The sequence below is a fragment of the Parabacteroides acidifaciens genome (genome assembly GCF_003363715.1).
In the GTDB taxonomy this organism is placed as follows: domain Bacteria; phylum Bacteroidota; class Bacteroidia; order Bacteroidales; family Tannerellaceae; genus Parabacteroides; species Parabacteroides acidifaciens.
In genome coordinates, this window is record NZ_QREV01000002.1 from 140,090 (window position 1) to 161,044 (window position 20,955).

15 protein-coding genes are annotated in these 20,955 nt (G+C 46.5%); 7 read left to right on the top strand and 8 right to left on the bottom strand.

Annotated features, from left to right (window positions below):
- Window positions 1–83: 83 nt before the first annotated feature.
- The gene (locus tag DWU89_RS01425; RefSeq protein WP_115497914.1) at window positions 84–665 is read right to left on the bottom strand and encodes a GNAT family N-acetyltransferase; all 582 of its coding nucleotides are present in this window, start codon (window positions 663–665) and stop codon (window positions 84–86) included.
- Window positions 666–741: 76 nt separating this feature from the next.
- Window positions 742–1,185 (bottom strand): arginine repressor, encoded by a 444-nt coding sequence (argR, locus tag DWU89_RS01430; RefSeq protein WP_115497959.1) that lies wholly within the window; start codon window positions 1,183–1,185, stop codon window positions 742–744.
- A gap of 185 nt (window positions 1,186–1,370) precedes the next feature.
- Between argR and DWU89_RS01435 the strand changes: the two genes are divergently transcribed.
- Together DWU89_RS01435 and DWU89_RS01440 are read left to right on the top strand one after the other, a co-directional pair.
- The gene (locus DWU89_RS01435) at window positions 1,371–2,168 is read left to right on the top strand and encodes a M48 family metallopeptidase (protein WP_115497915.1); all 798 of its coding nucleotides are present in this window, start codon (window positions 1,371–1,373) and stop codon (window positions 2,166–2,168) included.
- A 95-nt stretch (window positions 2,169–2,263) separates the two neighbouring features.
- Entirely contained in the window at window positions 2,264–2,863 is a 600-nt protein-coding gene (locus tag DWU89_RS01440) for a porin family protein (protein WP_158543301.1), read from the top strand.
- An 866-nt stretch (window positions 2,864–3,729) separates the two neighbouring features.
- Here the strand turns inward: DWU89_RS01440 and DWU89_RS01445 are convergent.
- The 3 genes from DWU89_RS01445 to DWU89_RS01455 form a co-directional block, all read right to left on the bottom strand.
- Entirely contained in the window at window positions 3,730–9,732 is a 6,003-nt protein-coding gene (locus tag DWU89_RS01445; RefSeq protein ID WP_115497917.1) for an InlB B-repeat-containing protein, read from the bottom strand.
- Between the two features lie 189 nt (window positions 9,733–9,921).
- Window positions 9,922–11,631 (bottom strand): AraC family transcriptional regulator, encoded by a 1,710-nt coding sequence (locus DWU89_RS01450; RefSeq protein ID WP_158543303.1) that lies wholly within the window; start codon window positions 11,629–11,631, stop codon window positions 9,922–9,924.
- 115 nt (window positions 11,632–11,746) lie between these two features.
- Window positions 11,747–13,540, bottom strand: a complete 1,794-nt coding sequence (locus DWU89_RS01455) for a MutS-related protein (protein ID WP_115497919.1) — start codon at window positions 13,538–13,540, stop codon at window positions 11,747–11,749.
- A gap of 99 nt (window positions 13,541–13,639) precedes the next feature.
- Here DWU89_RS01455 and DWU89_RS01460 point away from each other — a divergent pair, with 99 nt between their 5' ends.
- The 3 genes from DWU89_RS01460 to map all read left to right on the top strand — a co-directional run bounded on the left by DWU89_RS01460 (window position 13,640) and on the right by map (window position 16,478).
- The gene (locus DWU89_RS01460; protein WP_115497920.1) at window positions 13,640–14,500 is read left to right on the top strand and encodes a phospholipase A; all 861 of its coding nucleotides are present in this window, start codon (window positions 13,640–13,642) and stop codon (window positions 14,498–14,500) included.
- A 73-nt stretch (window positions 14,501–14,573) separates the two neighbouring features.
- Window positions 14,574–15,584 (top strand): AI-2E family transporter, encoded by a 1,011-nt coding sequence (locus tag DWU89_RS01465; protein WP_115497921.1) that lies wholly within the window; start codon window positions 14,574–14,576, stop codon window positions 15,582–15,584.
- 33 nt (window positions 15,585–15,617) lie between these two features.
- A complete protein-coding gene (map, locus tag DWU89_RS01470) occupies window positions 15,618–16,478 on the top strand; it encodes a type I methionyl aminopeptidase (protein ID WP_115497922.1) in 861 nt (286 codons plus the stop codon).
- Here the strand turns inward: map and DWU89_RS01475 are convergent, their stop codons facing one another.
- The 3 genes from DWU89_RS01475 to DWU89_RS01485 form a co-directional block, all read right to left on the bottom strand.
- The gene (locus tag DWU89_RS01475) at window positions 16,479–16,712 is read right to left on the bottom strand and encodes a hypothetical protein (protein ID WP_158543305.1); all 234 of its coding nucleotides are present in this window, start codon (window positions 16,710–16,712) and stop codon (window positions 16,479–16,481) included.
- Window positions 16,713–16,911: 199 nt separating this feature from the next.
- Window positions 16,912–17,334 carry a large-conductance mechanosensitive channel protein MscL gene (mscL, locus tag DWU89_RS01480; protein WP_115497924.1) on the bottom strand — a complete coding sequence of 141 codons (423 nt, stop codon included), beginning with the start codon at window positions 17,332–17,334 and terminating at the stop codon, window positions 16,912–16,914.
- A gap of 105 nt (window positions 17,335–17,439) precedes the next feature.
- Window positions 17,440–18,753, bottom strand: a complete 1,314-nt coding sequence (locus DWU89_RS01485) for a Gfo/Idh/MocA family protein (protein ID WP_115497925.1) — start codon at window positions 18,751–18,753, stop codon at window positions 17,440–17,442.
- 176 nt (window positions 18,754–18,929) lie between these two features.
- On the opposite strand from DWU89_RS01485, the gene DWU89_RS01490 reads away from it, so the two are divergent.
- Together DWU89_RS01490 and DWU89_RS01495 are read left to right on the top strand one after the other, a co-directional pair.
- Window positions 18,930–20,051 carry a PCMD domain-containing protein gene (locus tag DWU89_RS01490; protein WP_115497926.1) on the top strand — a complete coding sequence of 374 codons (1,122 nt, stop codon included), beginning with the start codon at window positions 18,930–18,932 and terminating at the stop codon, window positions 20,049–20,051.
- A gap of 13 nt (window positions 20,052–20,064) precedes the next feature.
- Entirely contained in the window at window positions 20,065–20,856 is a 792-nt protein-coding gene (locus DWU89_RS01495) for a porin family protein (RefSeq protein ID WP_115497960.1), read from the top strand.
- Window positions 20,857–20,955 lie beyond the last annotated feature (99 nt).

Consider the following 20,955-nt stretch of genomic DNA (forward strand, 5'->3'; position numbering starts at 1 on the left):
ATTCTATATATTAATGTTATTATTCCTGTTTATCGAGCCCTCTTTCAATTGGCACATTGGCACATTGAACAATTAGCCCATTATTATAAATTCCTCTCTCTCGCTTCCCTTTCCGCCCGGTGAGGATCGTCCGGATCGAAGAGCATACCTGTACAGATGCAATATCGCCGGTTGGTCCTTTCGAGGACATCGTGGTTGACACATCCTTCGCAACCTCTCCAGAATGATTCGTCGTCCGTCAAGTCGGCAAAGGTAACCGGAACGTATCCTAACTCCGTGTTCATTTTCATCACTGCGGCGCCGGATGTCAGACTGAAAACCTTCGCGTGGGGCCACCGCATACGTGCCAGTTGGAAGGTCATTTCCTTAATCCTCTTGGCAATGCCCAAGCCCCGGAAGTCCGGGTGTACAATCAGACCGGAAGTGGTCACGTATTGTTTGTTACCCCATGATTCGATATAACTGAAACCAGCAAATTTGTTACCTTCGAGCGCGATGACGGCTTTTCCTTCCTTCATCTTCTGTGCAACATATTCGTGCGTACGCTTGGCGATACCGGTTCCGCGCACTTTGGCAGCGGCCTCGATCGTTTCGAGGATTATGTCGACATATTCCTCGTGGCAAGCTTCAGCAATCATCACATCAATTTTTCTTTGTTGTTCCATTTTATGTTTGTTCTTTTATCTTCTTGTTGTGGAGACACGCGGCCGTAGTAGAGACACACGGCCGTGTGTCTCTACGTTATATGAAATGCGATAAGGCGTTAACTATTTTATCCCGGCTGATCCCTTCGCGAGGAATGATCAGGATGGTGTCGTCGCCGGCGATTGTCCCCAATATTTCGTGAGGCGCATGCGTGTCGATGTCGGAGGCGATCCCCATTGCATATCCCGGACGGGTCTTGACTACTGCTAAGTTTCCCGAAAACTCGATGTTGGGATGATGCTGCGTTTGCTCTTTCGCGGGTTGCATAAGCGCTGAATAATCAGGCAGGCGATATACATAATTCCCGTTTCCGTCGTGTACCTTGACAACTTTCAGCTGCTTGATGTCGCGCGACAGTGTTGCTTGGGTAACCTGGAATCCGCTATTCTCCAATTGTTTAAGCAGCTCCTCCTGATTACCTATTTTCTCTGTCTGTATAATGCGGCAGATGGCATCCAATCGTTCTTTTTTTGTACTCATACTTGTATATTTATGCAACAAGACTGCAAATATAAACAGTATGATTGAATAAATATGCAAATATCCGCTCTTTTTTTGCATAAATCTTTATATTCTTTATTCGTTGGGTAAAAAGCTCTTGTGAATTGTTTATTAATAAAAGAGAAATCATATTTTTGCAAACACTTAGAAACAAAAGATAAGAGATGAAAAAGATTACAGGTTTATTTGTCGCAATGCTGTTATTGTTAAGTAGTTGCGGTAGTGTTCCACTGACCGGAAGAAAGCAGGTGTTGCTTGTTTCGGATCAGGAAGTGTTGTCGTCCAGTCTGACCCAATATTCCGATTATATGAAGTCGGCTGCCAAATCGTCCTCCAAAGACGGGGCGGCTATGGTGACGCGTGTCGGCAAGAAGATTGCCGCCGCTACCGAACAATATCTGAAAAATAATGGGTTGGAGAGTGAAATCAAGAATTTCTCCTGGGAGTTTAACTTGGTGAAAGACCCGCAGGTGAACGCTTTTTGTATGCCCGGTGGTAAAATTGTCGTCTATGAAGGGCTGATGCAGTTGGTTTCGTCGGACGACGAACTGGCTGTCGTAATCGGTCATGAAGTGGCGCATGCCGTTGCCAAACATAGCAACGAACGCATGAGCCAGCAGTTGATGGCACAATACGGCGCCCAGATATTGGGGCAGGCGTTGAGCAATAAATCGGCCGCTGTCCAGCAGGTAGGAAATACAGTCTATGGCTTAGGTGCACAATACGGCGTTATGCTGCCTTTCTCCCGCAAGCACGAATCGGAAGCCGATTACATGGGATTAGTCTTTATGGCAATGGCCGGTTATAACCCGGAAGTCGCCGTCACTTTCTGGCAGAAGATGTCCGCCGGAAGTTCCGGCTCCACCCCCGAATTTATGAGCACGCACCCCAGCGATGCCACGCGTATCAACGAGATCAAGCAGCATTTACCGGAGATTGAGAAGTATAGGACGAAGAAGTAATCTTATTTAAAAAAAGAAATTTTGTGTCGATAATATATTTGTTCATCGCTTCGTTATTAAAGGGTATGAATGATTAAAATAGAAAGTGTATGAACATGAAAAAAGTATTATTGTTTGCCTTGGTTCTTATGTTGGCTGCTCCTATGTCTGCGCAGTGGTCTGTTGGAGGGAAAATAGGTTTGAATACATCTTCCGTAAACTATCCGGATGATATCGAGAATCCTTCGCATTGCTTTGGTATAAACGGAGGTTTTCTCACGCAGTATCGGTTTAACCGTTTTTTCAGCCTGCAAGCCGAGTTGTTGTACATGAAACAGGGCTATAAGGAGAAGGATCTTATTTGGATTAACATGGGGGATGATCCGATGGATATGGATATCGCCCTTCATTATTTGGAAATTCCTTTTTTAGCCAAATTTACGCATAAGACGGGTCTTAATCTTCAGCTCGGACCACAGATCGGTTTTCTACTTAAAAGAAGGTTGCGGGTCGGTGAAGTGGTACAGCAGCAGAAGCTGATGGGCGAAAAGCAACCATTCGATTTCAGCCTTGCTTTTGGGGCCGGATATGAATTCAAAAACGGATTTCTTTTTGATTTCAGGTATTTGCTGGGGCTGACAAGCGCTTACAAAAATGTGGAGGGATTTCAAAACAGGACTTTTTATTTTTCATTGGGTTATAAATTTGATTTGTAAACGTGCTGAAAAATGATATTGTAAGTTGTCATTTTATCATTGACTTATTGTATAAAACGCATTTTTTTAGATTCAAAAGGCATCCGAAATTAAACAAATGTTAATCCGCTTTTTTGACCTCAAAAAGGGACTTTTCTCTCTTTTTTGAGTGTTTTCCGCCATTGCGACCGTCCTCTTTGCCATTACGACCGTGCTAATGTGTAGTGCACTCGGCACCTCGCGAAGATTAGGACGGTCGTAATGGCGATTATGACCGTCCTAATTGGAAAGAGGACCGTTTTCAGGGCAAAAAAGCACCTGAATTTCCTTGAGATATTTGGGACGCCGTCCGTTTTGTTTTCAAATATTCGATTCTCCGGGAGTTAAGCTTTATCACTTTGTCGGCGTTTCCGGTTTTTGCCAATCAAATTGCACGCTTTTCGAAACGGATTGCGCACCTCGTTTTTTCTATTGTCAGAAAGGGGAGCTTAAACCGTGAAAAGAGTCAATCTAAAAAGGATCAGATTTTCGGACGAAATAGAAAAACGTCCGAAATGAGGGTTATTGTAAATTTCTTAATTTACAGAAGGTCTAAATCTAAGAAATAATGAGCCTGTAAAATGCTGACTTGGTTGTTGTTTTTGGCTTGATCCAAAAGTAACCAGAAGATCAAGGCTTAACCGTTCGGGCTACTTCGGGCTATAGCGAACCGATTATGTTTACACCCACAATGGCCGTGGGGGATATGTCAAAAGTCCCTTGTCCCCGCGCTTGACGCGGGGCCGCAAAAGAACAGGCCTTATCAATCAGTTGTTTATACGGTCGGTTTTAATGCGATCCCGCGTCAAGCGCGGGAACAAGGCTGTTTTGACACATCCTCGTCTTGATTATTTGAGGACTTTGAGGTGCTCTTCATTGTGAACAAGAATATACATGTTGTCTTGCAAAAGCGGGATCAGCTGTTCGGTGGTAGTCACCTTTGCCTGGTAGAGCCGTTGGCCTGTGGCGGAATAGACGGTTAATACTTTTCCCAGTGTCAGGCCGCTGACAAGGATTCCGTTTGACATGGCTACGGCGCGTATGGATGTCTGCTCCACCTTTTCGTTTCCGGTAGGAGTGGATGGCCCGGAAGGCGAATCGCTCGTCCATTTGCCATAGAGTGTCATGTCTTGGGGCACTATGTTCTTGAAATCCCATATTTCGGTAAACGACGCGTCTGTGTACCAACCGTCGAAGGTGTATCCGCTGCGTACCGGCTCTGCGGGCTCTGCGACAGGTGTCAAACAGGTGGTGGACTGGGTGAAAGGCGGGAGGCCGTCGATCGTGAAAGTCACATTCACCTCCTGCGGCGCGCCGTCGGGCAGCTCGTCCAGCATGACGCCGAGAATGTTGCTTGTGCCGTCGGCGTCCGGGAAGTTGATACGGAAGTAGCCTATGCCTTGTTCGCTCTGGAGATTCGCTTTTTTCAGGTCAACCTGTACGCTTCCGCCCTCATTGGGCCATGAAACGGCAGTGCTGTTTATGTTTGTCCAGTTCGTTTGATCGGTGGAGTATTGCACTGTTCTTTCTGGCGAATCGGAGCGCAGTTTTTGTTGTTCTTCCCAAGGCTTTTCGGGTTCGCTGAATTGGAGCGTCAAATAATCTTCAGCCTTCGAGATTATTGCATCCGGAACAACCGGCTCTTCGTATGATCTTACATGAAGGATGGCAACATCTCCTAAGAGTTTCTTATAATGGACCATCAAGGTTACATCTCCGGCACCTTCACCATAGGGTAAAATTCCTTTGCTAAAGGAGGCGAGAGCGGTACTGTCGGTTTCCTTCTTGAGTGAGGCCATCTTGTGTTTGTCATAATTGATGTCCCATGTGATGGCATTGGGATCGGTGATCTCCGTCTGCTCGTCTTTCTGGTCGATGATCCGTGCAAGAAGTTTAACATCCGCTTTTCCGTCTTTATTTAACCTGAAAGTCGTATAACCGCCCGGTGTGAGGAGTTTGACCGATTTGGTTTGATCTTTGCCGGATGTGAAGTCTGAGCTTACAAGATACTTCCCGATTGTTATATTGCCTGCCTTGTCGATCGCTTTGAAATTGAGCACAAGGGAGTCTGTAACATCCAGGGAGAAGCCTTTGGCTGTGAGCTGCGGGGTGATGTCATGTCCGTTGAGGAAGAGGTCTGCCCCGGCTTCAGTCGTTCCCGAGAGGATGAACCGGACATTGTCTTTCGACGTGCCGTCGCGTTCGAGGCTCGTAAGCATCAGAATCGGCGGAACGTTGTCTATTTTTATGCGGAACTCATAGAGGGTCGTGTCGCTATTGTTATTATAGAACAGGGCCTGCGCATAGTATGTCGTGTCTTTATCGAGCGGCGTCATCTCTACAGTGAACTCGGTTCCTGATGAGGTCGGTGTTATCTTATCATAAGTTACTCCATCTACCGAATGCCTGAATTCCATGTTGGCTGAACCGGAGTTGATGCTGCTTTGACAATTTAGTATTAACTTATCGCTGCTCTGCGCATAGATGACAGTACCGGCAATGGATGCGGGAGTTGCATCCAGCAGTAATCCGTTCGTTATTACCGGTACCTGCTCTTTATTCTCCTTCTCCAGGTAAAACTTTGTCGGGAGTGCATATAAAGTGAAAAACTCGGGATCGGGTATCATCAGCGAATCATTGACCGAACCGGCTTTTCCGAATATGTTTGTAATGGAGTCGAGTTGGTGGAAAGGCTTCACGGTGACTGCATACTTTTTGTTGGTTTCCAGCACTGCGGATGAGTTGTTGTCATTGTTAGATTCGGGTCTGCCGGCACGAACACGGAGTTCACTGGCATCCTTGTTTGCTGTAAAGGTAGAACTCTTCCCGGCTTCATCCGTGAAGGTCACGATGTAGCCGTCTGTCTTTTCATTGGAACTGCTTTGCCAGGTTATTTGTGCTATTCCACTGCCGGCTGCTTTTCCTGTTACGGCGGTCGCTTCTCCCGGATTATTCGGATTGGTATAGGAGTATTGTTCCTTGCTGAAGGCTTTGCTGACCGGTTCGTATAGGTCGTAAGTTTCGTTGCTTCCTTCAATCTTTGCCTGATCTACAAATTTTTCGAGCGTGACTTGCACATAGTATTTGCCGTTCACGGTCTTGAAGGCTTCGCTTTGGGGATTTATAGTATAGTCACTTATGCTGCCCTGTATCTGAATTGTATCGATCGGTTGTAAGTTCGTCTGATTAACCGTGTCTTCTACCAATGCATACAGCAGGCGGTAGTTAGAGTCACTATCGATATTGTCGGCTGAAAGGTTGACTGTTGTTTGATTAGTCAGCTTGACATCGTGAATCTTTTCCGTCTCCTGTGCGACAAATATCTGCATTTCAATCTTTCCGTTACCGTCGAGTTCAGTACCATCGGCATTCATTGCTTCCACCTTCCAGTCTCCTGCAAAGTTCATATTATCTTCTGCGCTTTTATTTAACGGGAGGCTTACCTCGTAATAGTCAAGTGCCTTTCCGTCTGCATCGAGCGCCTGGTGCCATTGCAGGTCGTTGGCTGCGAAATCCTGGCTGTATAATGCGTCATTTTCATCTTTCATCGGCGTCGTAACCTTCAGTCCTGTCTGATTGCTTTTCGAGCGTACGCGCAGGATAATACGGTTCTCATCTACACTAAGCGGTTCGGTTGCCGAAGCTTTATAACCATCCCCGAAAGCGCGCAGGAAGGAACTCTGTTTGCGCTTCTGCACCGGGATGATATTGGATGTAAAGGTGATCGGACGGTTATTGCCTGTATCCGTGCTTCTCAACCGGGAGGGTTGCGGCAAGATATATTCGTAGCCGTAGATCGGCATACCGGCCTCTACGTCTTTCCCGGAACGCAAACCGGCGCCTGCTGTCAGGGCTTGGGGCGTTGAGTATTTATATTGTATCCATGCGTAGGCATCGATGCTACCACTAAGGAATGCGAAATCGATATACGCTTTGATGCTGGCATCAGCCCGGATATAATCTTTGTTACCGCTTATTCCGGCTTCAGCCTCGAGGCCTGCAAACGGCAGGTCTATGGGGATGGCCAGCTTGATTTTGCCCCAATAATCCACATCCATTACATCATAAAGAATTTCGCTGACTTCCGTAAGTGACACGTTGCCCGGATTCTCTATCTTATTCATTATATAGTCCTTGCCTTTACGGCTTTTCGCGAGGTCGACACGGAGGCGTGCGCCGGCATCTCCCGTCAGGACTCCGATTCCACCTACGTCCAACTTGCCCTTGCCGGATACCTCGAACCAGGGGATTGTCTTTTTGTTATAGGTTGTACCTCCCCACGAACACATCCCTTCCATGTCTGTCAGGAGAGGAATGAATATATCCAGACTGGCATCCGTCATCCCGACATGGGTTGCATTCAGTATACCAGTCCCGGCCACATTGATAGGCCCCTTACCGAGTCCTAAAGTCCCCCTCAACTCCATGGTGGGCGGGTTGGTCAGGTAGTTTCTGGAACTGGTGTTGTCAAGGTTTTTGACATCGATTAAGAGCTTCAGGTCGCAGACACCTATCGGGCCTTCATACCCGACCTTGAAACTGGTGGGCAACCACAAATCGAAAGGCAAATCGCTGGTATGTCCTTGCTGGTTGTATCGGTCGTCTACCGGCTTGCATTCTAATCCTCCTTTTGCCTCGAAGAGCCGATAGAGATTGAAGGAGCCGTCGATATTGAAATACCGGTTTTTGCTCAGGGGGAGCATGTCGAAATTCACATCGGCTTGCGCCTTGAATCCGATCTGTTCGAACAGGTGCAGGCCGAGTGTCCCGTTCAGCAGGGAACCGCGTGCCCCCATGAAACCGTATTCACCGAATAAGGATTCTTCCACATTCAGCTCTGCATCCAGGATGTTGGAAGGCAGGAAACAGTCGGCTTTGGCTTTCCCGTTCAGCGAGAAGCCGTCGAGGTAGAGCCTGGGCGTTCCGGTGTCGGATATTGTGACGTCGCCAATACCCACTCCCTGGTTCGCGACGCCTCCTTGTATCAGGATAGGCGTCCTTTTGTCGTCTGCATCTGCATACGTGTTTCTGTAATTGATATTGCTGTCCATTTCGATGCGAATCTGATTCTTTTCGCCTGAACTGGAGCTGAATACTTTCTGTCCGTAAGCATATAAGTTCGTGATCACTGTCCCGTTGCTATTACTGAGTGTTATGAACTTGACGGTTTCGGCTTTTTGATCCCAGGTCAGCGTAGCGAGCGGAGAAGGCGTGCTTGAATTAACCTTGTCGTTCTTCAGCTGCATGACACCGTTGATCAACGCATTTTCGTTGATGTTATATATGATTTTGTCATCCGTACTGTTTTTATCTTTCTCCATAAAACCGGTTATTTTCATCAGCGTCTTGCTTGAACCGTGGAGAGGCGGTTCGTAACGGCTTACAGACAAATACTTGCCATCCTCCTGCACGACCACCAGTTGCGTGACGATTTTGTCCGGATCTATAGTCTCCACATTCTTCTCTACAGTAAAATTATGTTTGAATGTTTCGCCGTTTTTTCCGATGCAGTGTAGCTGGTATTTTCCTAACGGTTGATCCTCTAATAAGGTGGAAAGGTCGAAACAATAGCCTAAGTCACCGGGTGTGGAAAGTGTGGTTATTTCTGTTCCTATCTTTTCATACTCATCGTTATAAAGTTCAACTTTCGAGAACTTCTCGGTATTACTTAATAGGAGATAGATCTTTTGGTCTCCAGAGGCAGGCAGTGCCTCTGGAAATGCTCCGTAGAACCGGAGCATATCTTCTGCTCCCGGTAGCGTATATTCTTCAGTTTTACTGCAACTGGCCGGTAGCTTTTCCCAAACCTGGCTTACCGACGAGGTTAAGTTGGCCGTTGGTGTCTGGAGGGCAAGTGTCAGGCCGCGGTTAGTTTCGCTGAATGAAGGATAAAACATATTGACCGGCCAGTCCAATGAGAGCGAGTCGTTTGGTAAAACTCTGAATGAGGTGCTTTTTCCTGCATAAGGCGGCTCTGATCCCAAAGTAAAATCTCCGCCTATTGACCAAATCTCATCGCTCGATACGGGATATCCATTATATTGATCTTGATATGATTGTTGATTTTTGCCGCTGAAGAAATAGGTTAAAACCGGTTGGAAAGCTGTTACGTATATGGGATAAGCGGCCTGGTTGATATAGGTTATATGAACGGTGTTCGATTCTGTTTTGTTGTCGACTCCGTACATTAGCTCGCCACCATTGTCTGGCTTGAGTATGGTTTTATACTCAAACCTGGATTTTACCTTCAGGGCATTTGACTGATAGGGCATTTCTTCTATAACAAAGTAATGACCGTTTAAGTCACTGGCCATTGCTAATGATTGGTAATTTGCTTTGTTGTCGCTTTGCCCGTATTTATCCACATCTATCGTTGAAATAGACTCCTTGACCAAATGAAAAGAAATAAACGCCCCTTTATATTTTTTGAGATCTTTCCAGGGGCGTTTCTTGTCGAGAAAGCTGTTGAGATCATCTTTGCTTTCAAATTGGGCACACAGGAAGGTGATTTTATTCAGGTCATCATAAGACTTCTTCAAGGAAAGGATACAGTTTCCCTTTTCTGGTTCGTCCGTCGTCTTGAGGAAGAGGGATTCTCCATACTTGGAAGTCCCGCTCTTCGCCCGTAATTTAACAGGAATCCAGCCTCCGGGAGAGTGACCATTTACGTCTGTGTAAAGCAGCGTGCCTCTGTTTGCCTTTTTAAAGAACACATAAATTTCGCTACCGTGTGTCGGATCTTGTGCGGAGATTTTGTTTACACCGCTACACAGCAGGGCTGCCAGAATAAAAAGGTATATCAGCCATCGGTTGTGTGGACGGAGAGATAAAATAGTAACTTCTTTCTTCATATTAATCTACTTTTAATTGATTAGACCTCGGATGTCGTCTGTAAAAGTAGATGAGGAGAGGGAGAAGGATATGTCACTTTGTCCTGCGGTTGGTCCAAATTGTCCTGCGGAAGAGTAATTTTACGAATAAAGGAAAAGGCTGTCTCACGAATGAAACAGCCTTCCTGGTTAAAACTATCTAAAACCGTGTTAAACCTCTAACGTCCCCGCCATCTTCCGGTACTCCGCCGGACTGATGTCGTACTGCTTTCGGAACAGGCGGTAGAAGGTATGGGCCGTGTTGAAACCGCAATCCAGGGCGACGGCCTCGACTGTCAGTTCCGGATGTTTATCCAGCATTCGGCGGGCTTCTTCCAATTGCATCTCGCGGATATACTCCATCGGCTTTTTCCCCGTAACCGCTTTGACGGCTTCGGTGAGGGCATTCTTGTTGGTCGATAAGGCGGAGAGAAGACTCTCCCGGTTTATATCTATTTTCGTGAAGTTTTGGTCGCGAAGCAGATATTCGTGCAAGCGTGCGACCAGTTCCCGTTGCTGCTGGTTGCCGGGAAGCAGAGGAACCGTTTTATCATTTATTTCTTCTGTTTCTACCAAGGTAGGAGGCTGTGATAATGACAACGCTTCGTAATGGCGCCTCATCTGTTCCAGTTCCTCCGCCAGGCGGTCCTGCGCTTTGATCTGCCTGTACAGCCCCCGGTTCTTTTTGGTGATCATCCGGTTGTAATAAACGGTGCCTCCCAGAAGAAGGAATAGCAGGATACAGCCGCCGAGGGCAAAGAGGAAGTAGTTGCGGTTCCGCTTCTTCTCGGCCTTAAACTTGTCCACTTCATATTGTGTACGGAGTTCGTCTACTTGGGCGGCAATCTTTGTTTTTTGGATGGAGTCGTTGTGAAAGTACAACTCCCGCCATGCTTCCGACGATATGTCGTGCAGGCCGCCGGTCCAGGCCAGTTCGGCTCTTTCCCGCAGGTAGCCTTCGAGGGTGACGGCGCTGTTTTCGACGTAAACCCGGGTGGAGTCCAGGGCTTTTATAGCGTTGGGGTAATCTTTCTGTAGTTGGTATAGTTGGCTCCATGCCGAATAGGTGAGGTATTTCGACAGGACCGCATCTCCCAGCTGGGGGCTCATCTGTTCGCATTTGCGGATGTATTCCTCCGCCTTTCCGTAATCTCCCATGTGCATGTGTACATAGGCGGCGTTTATGTTATAGTTGAACCATGCGCCGACATTATCCTTGAAGTTTGCTTCGAGGACTTCGCGCCATTCGTTCAGCCATTTTTCAGCCTCTTCCGTATGTCCTCCGATGGCGAGTATCAGGCTTAATGTGCGGTAGCCTTCCAGTATCTGGACGGATGTCTTTTCTTTCTTGAGCCTTTGTACCGATTCCCGCAGGAAATCGATGCATTCTTCCGTCCGTTCCTGGTAATAGTAAATTGTCCCGATGATATGCGCCATTGCGCCTATGCCGTAGTTCAGATCTTTCTTTTTGAAGAACTCGTATTGCTCTTGCGCCACATTCAGCGCTTCGTCCATTTTTCCGACTAACAACAGGTTCTGCAAGTAGGTCACGTTGACCGATGCATATTTATCCCATAATTCATGTTCGCGCCAGAACGCAAGGTCTTCATCCCATGTCGGGGTCTTCGTGTCCTTCAAGCGATTCGCATTCGTATAGGCTGCCATACGAACCATCCGGGCGTTGCTCTCCTGTTCGATGTCTTTCTGGGAATGTGCATACTCTACCCATTCATTGAAATTGGTCATGCGTGTGTCGAAGTCGTCCAGTTGGATGTAGGCGCTGTCTAATTGCTGGTAAATACGGTAACGTTCTTTCCCTTGTTGCGAATGCAGAAGGTTCTTCAACGAGTCCGCTTGCAGGTTGGCATCTTGTGCTGTCATGCATGTATTGGCAAACAAAAACATGCAGAGGAGGCACAACAGTTGATGTTTTACTTGTTTGATGCGATTTGTAGTAATCTGATGATCTGGCATAATTGTCGTTATTTTGTTTTTGTTAGACTGTGATTCCCATCTTCTTCATCAGAAAACAAGCATTCATATTTTGTGCGATACCTTCGCGGAGCTGATAGGAGAAGGTCAGTTCTTCATTTGTGATGTCAGCCTCGAAACGATAATTTTTGATCTGGTTTGGAAATTCTTTTTCCAGTTCCCCTAAAGCCAGGTCATGCGTGGCGATGATGCCGCAAGCCTGGTTTGCGACCAACTGTTTCATCAAGGCTAACGAGCCTTTCTGCTTGTCGATCGAATTGGTTCCTTTCAGGATTTCATCCAGGATGATGAAAAGCTTTTCGCCCTGTTGCAGGCGGTCGATTATCATCTTCAACCGTTTCAGTTCGGCAAAGAAATAAGATTCGTTGCTTACGAGCGAGTCCGAGGTGCGCAGGCTGGTTACCATCTGGGCCGGATATACGGTAAGCGAACCGGCACAGACCGGAGCGCCAATGCAGCTCAGCAGGTAGTTGACTCCGACCGTGCGCAGGTATGTACTTTTTCCCGCCATATTCGCCCCTGTGATGATCAGGAACCAGGGACTTTTCTCGATGTCGATGTCATTCTTTACGCAGACATCCCGGCGCAGGAGCGGATGTCCGAGCGCTTTCCCTTCCATCTTGAAGTATGTGTCGGCTATTTCCGGATAGATATATCCCGGGTGATTGAAGGCAAAACCGCCTAACGAGCAGTAAGCGTCGAACAGCCCTAACGCCTCGAACCAGCGTTCCGTGTCGTGCCCGTGTGCCAGTTTCCACTTTTCTAATTTCATAGCCATACGGGTATCACGCAGGGTGAGGATATTCAGAATGACGCCGATCGCACTGAAACGTTGGTTGAGTGCGCCGATATGTTTGGAAAGTTTTTTGATGACTGATGAGGCTGTCTGTCCGTCATTGACAAACTGTTTGTAGATATCTGTCAATTCGGAAGACCGGAAGTTTTCTTTTTCGATGCTCTTGATCAGGTCGGAATAGGTATGGAGGATTTGCTCGGTCTTGTCCAACGAATTATGTAGCTTTGTGATCTGTACGGCATTCAGATAAGAGATGACAAACGAGGCTCCGAAAAGTATTCCGGCGGCAGAGGCGGGGAGCAGGTTTAACACACAGCCGGCAATCACGACTACCCAGATCGCCGGGATCAGCCAGACCAATACCTTCCAAAGGATACTGTTGATAAAACTTGGGGCCTCGTTGCTGAGTAGGGAAACCAACCGTTGGTCGTTTTTGTTTCCCGGTTGCAGGATGCCTGTCACATAGAAATGTTGGCGCAGCTGCGTGTATGCCTCTAACTCGCGTATGGCGTCCTGTCGTTTTAAGATCATCGCTTTGTCGGTCAGCGGGTGGATAAACCAGTCGGCCAGCTTCTCTTTTCCGATATAAGTCACCGTGCGGTTAATGGACTGAAAGAGGGAATGGTCTCCGAACAAATCCAGGTCGAGGCTGAACGAATGCTCGGCCGAACTTTTTTCCGGTGCCCCGTCGAAAGCGCTGAAATCGTAGTCCAACCCGTTCAGCTCGTTCCGGCAAAGCTGTGCCAGCGCTTCCGCATAACATTTCCGGGCAAACAACCGGGTGTGCCATACCATCAAAGCAATGAAGGGGATCATGAACACCACCACGATACCTGCCAGCACCTTCCAGTCTTCCGACTTGAAAAGCCAGATCATCGCGATCAGTCCGGCTACCAACAACAGCCGGATGCTTCCGAGCAAGTGTATTTTTCTTTTCAGGTTTTCAGCTCTGCGCGTATAAGCCGTGACAGTCTCTTTATAATAGTTGTATATCTTTTCCATAGACGCAAAGATAGAAAAAATGAACTAACCGTTCTGCAATTGGTTCTATTTAAAAGATTCGCCTATATTTGCGTATATCTTTATTGATAAGTAAACTTGATGCATTTTATGAAAAAAATCGTTATGCTCCTGCTTCTGTCCGTGATGGTATGCCGGGTGTCGGCACAGGAGAAAAAAGGAGAGACCATCGGAGAAAAGATCGTGGCGAATGCATATAATGCAGATAGTGTCCGCGCCGTTTTAGACAAAATGCCGTACTTCACTTTGTTCAAAGACAACTATTTTGTCGGAGGTACAACGATCGGCCACAAACCGACTGCTGCCAATTCGGATGTGAAATTCCAGCTGAGCATCGCCCAGCGGTTGACAAAAAGTAAGCTGCCGTTCGATACGTATCTGTTTATCCAATATACCCAGAAAGCCTTTTGGAACGTCTTTCAGGAATCGTTGCCGATGAAAGACCTGAATTTTAATCCCGGTATCGGCTTAGGGCATCTGATTGTCTCCCATAATAAATATATAGGAAAAGGATACCTGATGCTTGAACACGAGTCGAACGGGAAAGACAGCACCGCTTCCCGCAGCTGGAATAAAGTGACCTTTGCCGTTGCCATAACGCTTTCCCGAAACTGGGAGGCGCAGTTCAAGACTTGGATACCGATCGTAGACGGCAAATACAACAAAGACTTGCTGAAGTATAACGGAATCTTTCAGGTGGCAGCCAATTACCGGACCAATAACCGCCGTTTCAATTGTGGCGTGATCCTGACCAAACGTAAGACCTGGACGAGTTTCAATTCCCAGGTAGAGCTGAGTTATAAATTCAACAATAACGAGAACCAATATTTCTTCCTGCAATATTATAACGGGTTCGGGGAAAACCTGCTGGAATATAATAAGTTCAAGAGTATGTTGAGAATCGGCTTTGTAATCAAGCCGACTGACTTCAGTCTTTATTAAGGAGATGATAAACAACCTTGCTCCCATATTGTTATTTATATAGGTGTAAGGTATAATAAATCGAAATAACAAAATGAGCTTAAAAGAACAGTATTGGAGAGTCTCCCTGATTGCAATTATTATTGTATTGGGTGTTATTCTCTTTGTCGAGTTTATTCCTTTTCTGGGTGGAATATTAGGGGCTTCCACCATTTATATACTGGTGAGGAGACAAATGTTATATCTGACGGAAAAGAAGCACTGGAACCGGAGTTTCGTCGCTTTCCTTCTCTTATTGGAGGCAGTTCTTTGTTTCCTGATTCCTTTATCACTGGCCGTCTGGCTGTTTGTGAGCAAACTGCAAAACTTTAACCTGGACCCGACCCAACTGGTCAAGTCGATCGAACATGTCGCAAGCCTGATCGAACAGCGTACCGGGTATGATGTGCTCGACACCTCTAACCTGATGTCGGCCGTTTCCATCTTGCCGAAGATCGGACAAACGGTGATGGGAAGTATCAGTGGGTTTGCCATCAATGTGGCGGTCCTGGTGCTTATTCTCTATTTTATGTTGATCGGCGGGGCCAAGATGGAGAAATATGTGTATAGTATCCTGCCTTTCAGCGACGAAAACAAGAAGAATGTCTTGAGCGAAATCAATATGATTGTAACGTCCAATGCGATCGGTATCCCGTTGTTGGCCATAATCCAGGGCGTGATCGCTTTGATCGGCTATTGGATATTTAATGTGCCGAGCCCTTTCCTATTCGGCTTTCTGACTTGCTTTGCTACGATCATTCCGGTTGTCGGGACGGCGTTGGTCTGGTTTCCGCTTGCTCTTTATATGGCGTTGACGGGCGATTGGGTGAATGCGCTTGGGCTGACGGCTTATGCGCTGATCGTCGTTACGAATGTGGATAATCTGATCCGTTTTGTCTTGCAGAAAAAGATGGCGGATACACATCCGTTGATTACTATATTCGGGGTGATAATTGGCTTGTCTCTCTTCGGGTTTATGGGGATTATCTTCGGTCCGCTTCTGATCTCTATCTTTATTCTTTGTTTCAATATATTCAAGGAAAAGTATCTGGAAAATGCCGGATAACCGTTACCTTTGTGTGTATAAAAGAATAAAGCTATGTATAGCAGAAGAGTTAAAAACAATTGGCATATCATTAAAGGGCAGCCTCTTACCGAGTTAGACAAAAAAGTACTTTACTTTCAGAATAAAGGCCATCTGGTTCCCTCCCGTAAGTTAATCAAGACAGCAGAGCAGATAGAAGGAATCCGCCGGAGCAGCGTAGTGAATACCGGTGTTCTCGACCTGGTGGCAAAAGAGATTAAAGCCGGGATGTCTACGGCCGAGATCGACAAGTTGGTATATGATTATACCGTTTCCCATGGGGCTATTCCTGCGCCTCTCAACTTTGAAGGATTTCCGAAAAGTGTTTGTACTTCAGTCAATGAGGTGGTTTGCCATGGGATTCCCAGTGAAGATGAAATATTGGAGGAGGGAGATATAATTAATGTGGATGTCTCTACAATCCTGGACGGATATTATTCGGATGCTTCCCGTATGTTTGTCATCGGTAAAACTACACCTGAAAAAGAAAAGTTGGTGCGGGTCGCAAAAGAATGCCTTGAAGTGGGGATGCAGGCGGCGAAACCTTTCGGTTTTGTCGGTGATATAGGAAACGCAGTTCAGCGTCATGCCGAGAAGAACGGTTTCTCTGTCGTTCGCGATTTGTGCGGGCATGGTGTCGGACTCGAGTTTCACGAAGAACCGGAAGTCTGCCATTTCGGCCGGAAAGGAACCGGAATGTTATTGGTTCCCGGCATGGTGTTTACCATCGAACCGATGATCAATATGGGCACGTGGCAGGTCTTTATCGACGAAGAAGACGGCTGGACAGTCGTGACGGAAGACGAATTGCCTTCCGCGCAGTGGGAGCACACGTTTCTGATGACGGAAACGGGGCTGGAAATATTATCGGATTAGTCAATTACTCGTCGAGGTGTTCTCGCTGTGTCTGTGAGCTGGCGGAAGGATATAGTCCCATTCTGCCACCTTGCCGTTTGACAGGCGGAGACGATAGATGCCGTTTTGCAAATCTACATATCCGATTACTTCTTGATAACCGTCTGCCGTTTGCTTGGCTTCCATCACTTTGTATGTGTCTCCCATTATAGAGATAACTTCTTTTTTGGTCATGCCGATTCTGACTTTTTGCATATTATCATCGGCTTTCCATTCATTTTTCATCCTGGTGGTATAACAAGATGTGAATATGCATATAGGAATAAAGAGAAGTAGTAGTTTCTTGATCATGTCAGTCTATGTTTGAATTTCGTTTTTCGATATCTGCAAATATAGACAATTAGGAATGGTTTAAAACAAAAAGGATGTCGTTTTTCGACATCCTTTATATTTGTTATTGATTCTTTTTCAATAAATCCCGGATTTCTGTCAACAACTGTACGTCGGCTGGTGGAGGAGCCGGAGCTGCCGGTGCTTCTTCTTTCTTCCGGTTCAGGGCATTGATTCCTTTTACCAACATAAAGATTGCAAATGCAATAATGATGAAGTCGAAAGTGACCTGCAGGAAGTTTCCGTAATTAATGGAAACAGCCGGTGATACAACCTTATCGCCTTCCATTACTGCTTGTTTCAATACGATTTTCAGATCGGTGAAATTCACGCCTCCAATTAGCAAACCGACGGCGGGCATAATAAGATCACCTACAATCGATGATACGATCTTGCCGAAAGCGCCGCCAATAATGATACCCACAGCCATGTCGATCACATTTCCGCGCATGGCAAACTGTTTGAACTCTTGTAATATATTCCCCATAGCTTTTACCTTTTTGTATTATAACTACAAAAGTAAACATTTAGTTATGGATTATCAAAACTATTTTTTGGTTTACTTCCACATTAGCCGTTATCAGTCAGAAAATCAGATTTTCGGTAGTTCCCAAGGAGCCCGGTACTCTTTACATAAGTACTTGTCGGCTTCTGCATCGTGGAAGCTCTTGCCGTCCCAGGTCAGCTTTTTGCCGGTACGGTAGGCGATGTTCCCTAACTGCGAGAACTTAGCGATATGGGCGCCGATCTCGATACTGGCATTACAGTTACGGTTGCGCGACTTGATGCATTCCAGATGGTTCTTGACATGCAGGTTCAATCCGCCTTCGCCGTACGATTTCTTCAACGGAACAGCTTCCATGCGGGCTTTGCCGTTTACCTTTTCGGGGATTACTTCCCAGCCGCCGCGATCTACGACCAGTGTCCCGTTCTCTCCGACAAATCCCAGGCCGTGATTACGTCCGTAAGCTCCGTCATCGATGCCGATTGCATGATCCCACATAACGGTGAAGTCGTCAAAAGTATAGATCGTCTGTAATAAGTCAGGTGTTTCGCAAGCATCGTCCGGGTAGCCGAATTTGCCGCCCGAAGCCATGATAGAGTTCGGAGCCGTTACATTCATCCCGTACAAAGCATAGTCAAGCAGGTGCACGCCCCAGTCCGTCATCAGACCGCCTGCATAATCCCAGAACCAGCGGAACGTAAAGTGGAAACGGTTGCCGTTGAAAGGACGTTTAGGTGCCGGGCCTAACCACATATCGTAGTCTACTCCGGCCGGGACAGCTTCGTCCGGCTTAACCGGGATGGAAGGACACCAGCCCTGATAAGAGAATACACGTACGGTACGGATCTTTCCCAACTGTCCGCCATGTACGAAAGCCATGGCATCTTGCCAATGCGGGTCGCTGCGTTGCCATTGGCCGACTTGTACGACGCGATTGTATTTTTCGGCGGCACGGATCATGATGTTACATTCTTCGATGCTGTTGCCCAACGGCTTTTCGCAATAGACGTCTTTGCCCGCCTGGCAAGCTGATACCATTTGCAGGCAGTGCCAATGGTCGGGAGTACCGACGATCACGACATCGATATCTTTGTTATCAATCAGTTTGCGCCAATCTTTGTAGAGGTTTTTTACTTTTTTCCCGGTAATCTTTTCGGTCTCGGCAGCCCGCTTATTCAGTACGCTTTCGTCTATGTCCGACAGTGCGATACATTCTACTTCCGGATTGCGGAGGAATGCTTTCAAATCTTCAAATCCCATCCCGTTACAGCCGATCAGGCCGACATGAATTTTGTCGTTCGCTCCAACATTTCCAGGGGTTGCATTAATAAAGAAAGGACTCATTGTCATTCCGGCGCCTAATAAAGTGGCTTGCCGAATGAAGTCTCTGCGTGTTGTCATGGTCTTATGAATTAGATTATATTAATAAGTTATTGAGCCAAATGTATGAATAAAAGGTGAGTAGTACAATAAAAACTGTGATAAAAACATAAATGCAATGGCATTTTAGGAAAAGGAACGTATTTTTGTGGCTGGTTTGCATTAACAGAGGCTAATAATTTCAATAACACAAACAAATGAAGAGAAGAACGCATTTAATTACTTGTCTTTTGATGGGGCTTGTTTTGGTTTCGTGTATACGGGACGAAGCCCCGAATGCCGAAGCTGATATATTAACTTGTATAGTTCCTGCCGATATACTGAAAAGGGATCCGGTCATCGAGAATAATAAAGTGACGCTGATGGTAAGGGCTGATATCGATCTGAAGCATCAGGCTCCGGAGTTTACCTTGACTCCCGGCGCAACGATTTCTCCGACTAGCGGTACGGAACGCGATTTTACGACTCCGCAATATTATACGGTGACATCGGAAGATGGAAACTGGAAGAAAAAGTATCAGGTATCATATCAGATTGCAGGTATCAGTACCGAATATCATTTTGAGGAAGTGCGTAAAGTCGAGACTGATAGGTATGTATATGATGTTTTCTACGATACGAATAAGACGACAGGTGATGTGATAGACTGGGCGAGCGGTAATTCCGGTTTTGCCATAACAGGTGTCGGGACGGAAGATCCTGCAAGCTTCCCCACTTCCTCGTTGGAAGACGGAAAGGAAGGTAAAGGCGTGCGGTTGGAAACAAAATCAACCGGTGATTTTGGTACAAGGTTTGGTATGCCGATTGCTGCCGGTAACCTTTTTATGGGGACTTTTGATATGCTGAGTGCTTTAACAAATGCCTTGAAAGCAACCCGTCTCGGCATGCCGTTCGAGCATGTTCCGACTTACCTGAAAGGATATTATAAGTATAAAGCAGGGGAAACATTTGAAGAAAAAGGCAAGCCCGTACCAGACAAGAAGGATACTTGGGATGTCTACGCTATCTTCTACGAAGTAACCGATAAAGTCCGTTATCTTGACGGAACCATTGTCGAGGACAATTATACGCACCCGAACCTGGTGTCTGTCGCTTTGTTGGACGATAAAGACCGGAAAGAAACGGACGAGTGGACGGAGTTTTATATTCCTTTTGTGATGAAATCCGGAAAGACAATCGATCGTGAGAAGCTGAAAGCCGGTGGCTATAACGTCTCCATCGTCTTCTCTTCCAGTAGAGAAGGCAATTATTTCCGGGGTGCCCCCGGAAGCACTTTGCTGATTGATGAAGTGGAATTGATTTATGCTGCCGACAATTAAAATGAAGAACAAAATGAAGAAGAATATCATATCTATCTATATATGTGTGCTGACCTTGTCGTTGGCGGCACTTCCTGCTTTCGGGCAGATGGACCGGAATCAGGGAATTATCAAATCGGCCCTGCTTGGCCTGGAGTATGAAATAAAAGCCGGGTTTAATATCGGCGGTACGGCGCCACTGCCATTGCCGGTTGAAATCCGTGAGATAACAGGCTATAATCCGACTCTCGCCGTGGCGATAGAAGGAAATGTGACCAAATGGTTCGATGCCGAAAGGCAATGGGGCATGCGGATTGGTATCCGCCTCGATAATAAAGGAATGAATACCGATGCACGGGTTAAGAATTACGGAATGGAGATTATCGGTGATGGAGGCGAGATTGTAAAGGGGAACTGGACGGGATATGTAAAGACAAAGGTGAAGAATTCTTACCTCTCTTTCCCTGTTTTGGCGACTCACCAGTTCAATCCTCGTTTCAGCATGAGCCTCGGCCCGTATTTTGCTTATATGCTGGAAGGGGATTTCTCGGGAAATGTCTATGACGGTTATCTGCGTGAGGGAGATCCGACAGGGAGCAAGGTCGTTTTTGAAGACGGCAAGAGCGCGTCGTACGATTTCTCGAAAAACCTCCGCCGTTTCCAGTGGGGAGCGCAGTTGGGGGCTGAATGGCGTGCTTTCAAGCACTTGAACGTCTGTGCAGACCTGACTTGGGGGCTGAACGATATCTTCCGGAAAGATTTCGAAACGATTACGTTTGCCATGTATCCGATTTACCTGAATGTAGGCTTTGGATACGCCTTTTAAGGCACATATTTTATACTCATTGTTGTGGCTTTCCTGATTCATCATTATGAAATGGGAGAGCCATAATTATATTATTAAAAGACATCTTTTTCGTAACAG

What these genes read in the sequence shown, in the direction of transcription:
- DWU89_RS01435 (WP_115497915.1), top strand. Translation starts at nt 1,371, where the DNA reads ATGAAAAAGATTACAGGTTTATTTGTCGCAATGCTGTTATTGTTAAGT.
- DWU89_RS01425 (WP_115497914.1), bottom strand. Translation starts at nt 665, where the DNA reads ATGGAACAACAAAGAAAAATTGATGTGATGATTGCTGAAGCTTGCCAC.
- DWU89_RS01455 (WP_115497919.1), bottom strand. Translation starts at nt 13,540, where the DNA reads ATGGAAAAGATATACAACTATTATAAAGAGACTGTCACGGCTTATACG.
- mscL (WP_115497924.1), bottom strand. Translation starts at nt 17,334, where the DNA reads ATGGGGAATATATTACAAGAGTTCAAACAGTTTGCCATGCGCGGAAAT.
- map (WP_115497922.1), top strand. Translation starts at nt 15,618, where the DNA reads ATGTATAGCAGAAGAGTTAAAAACAATTGGCATATCATTAAAGGGCAG.
- DWU89_RS01450 (WP_158543303.1), bottom strand. Translation starts at nt 11,631, where the DNA reads ATGACAGCACAAGATGCCAACCTGCAAGCGGACTCGTTGAAGAACCTT.
- argR (WP_115497959.1), bottom strand. Translation starts at nt 1,185, where the DNA reads ATGAGTACAAAAAAAGAACGATTGGATGCCATCTGCCGCATTATACAG.
- DWU89_RS01465 (WP_115497921.1), top strand. Translation starts at nt 14,574, where the DNA reads ATGAGCTTAAAAGAACAGTATTGGAGAGTCTCCCTGATTGCAATTATT.
- DWU89_RS01445 (WP_115497917.1), bottom strand. Translation starts at nt 9,732, where the DNA reads ATGAAGAAAGAAGTTACTATTTTATCTCTCCGTCCACACAACCGATGG.
- DWU89_RS01485 (WP_115497925.1), bottom strand. Translation starts at nt 18,753, where the DNA reads ATGACAACACGCAGAGACTTCATTCGGCAAGCCACTTTATTAGGCGCC.
- DWU89_RS01440 (WP_158543301.1), top strand. Translation starts at nt 2,264, where the DNA reads ATGAAAAAAGTATTATTGTTTGCCTTGGTTCTTATGTTGGCTGCTCCT.
- DWU89_RS01495 (WP_115497960.1), top strand. Translation starts at nt 20,065, where the DNA reads ATGAAGAAGAATATCATATCTATCTATATATGTGTGCTGACCTTGTCG.
- DWU89_RS01490 (WP_115497926.1), top strand. Translation starts at nt 18,930, where the DNA reads ATGAAGAGAAGAACGCATTTAATTACTTGTCTTTTGATGGGGCTTGTT.
- DWU89_RS01475 (WP_158543305.1), bottom strand. Translation starts at nt 16,712, where the DNA reads ATGCAAAAAGTCAGAATCGGCATGACCAAAAAAGAAGTTATCTCTATA.
- DWU89_RS01460 (WP_115497920.1), top strand. Translation starts at nt 13,640, where the DNA reads ATGCATTTTATGAAAAAAATCGTTATGCTCCTGCTTCTGTCCGTGATG.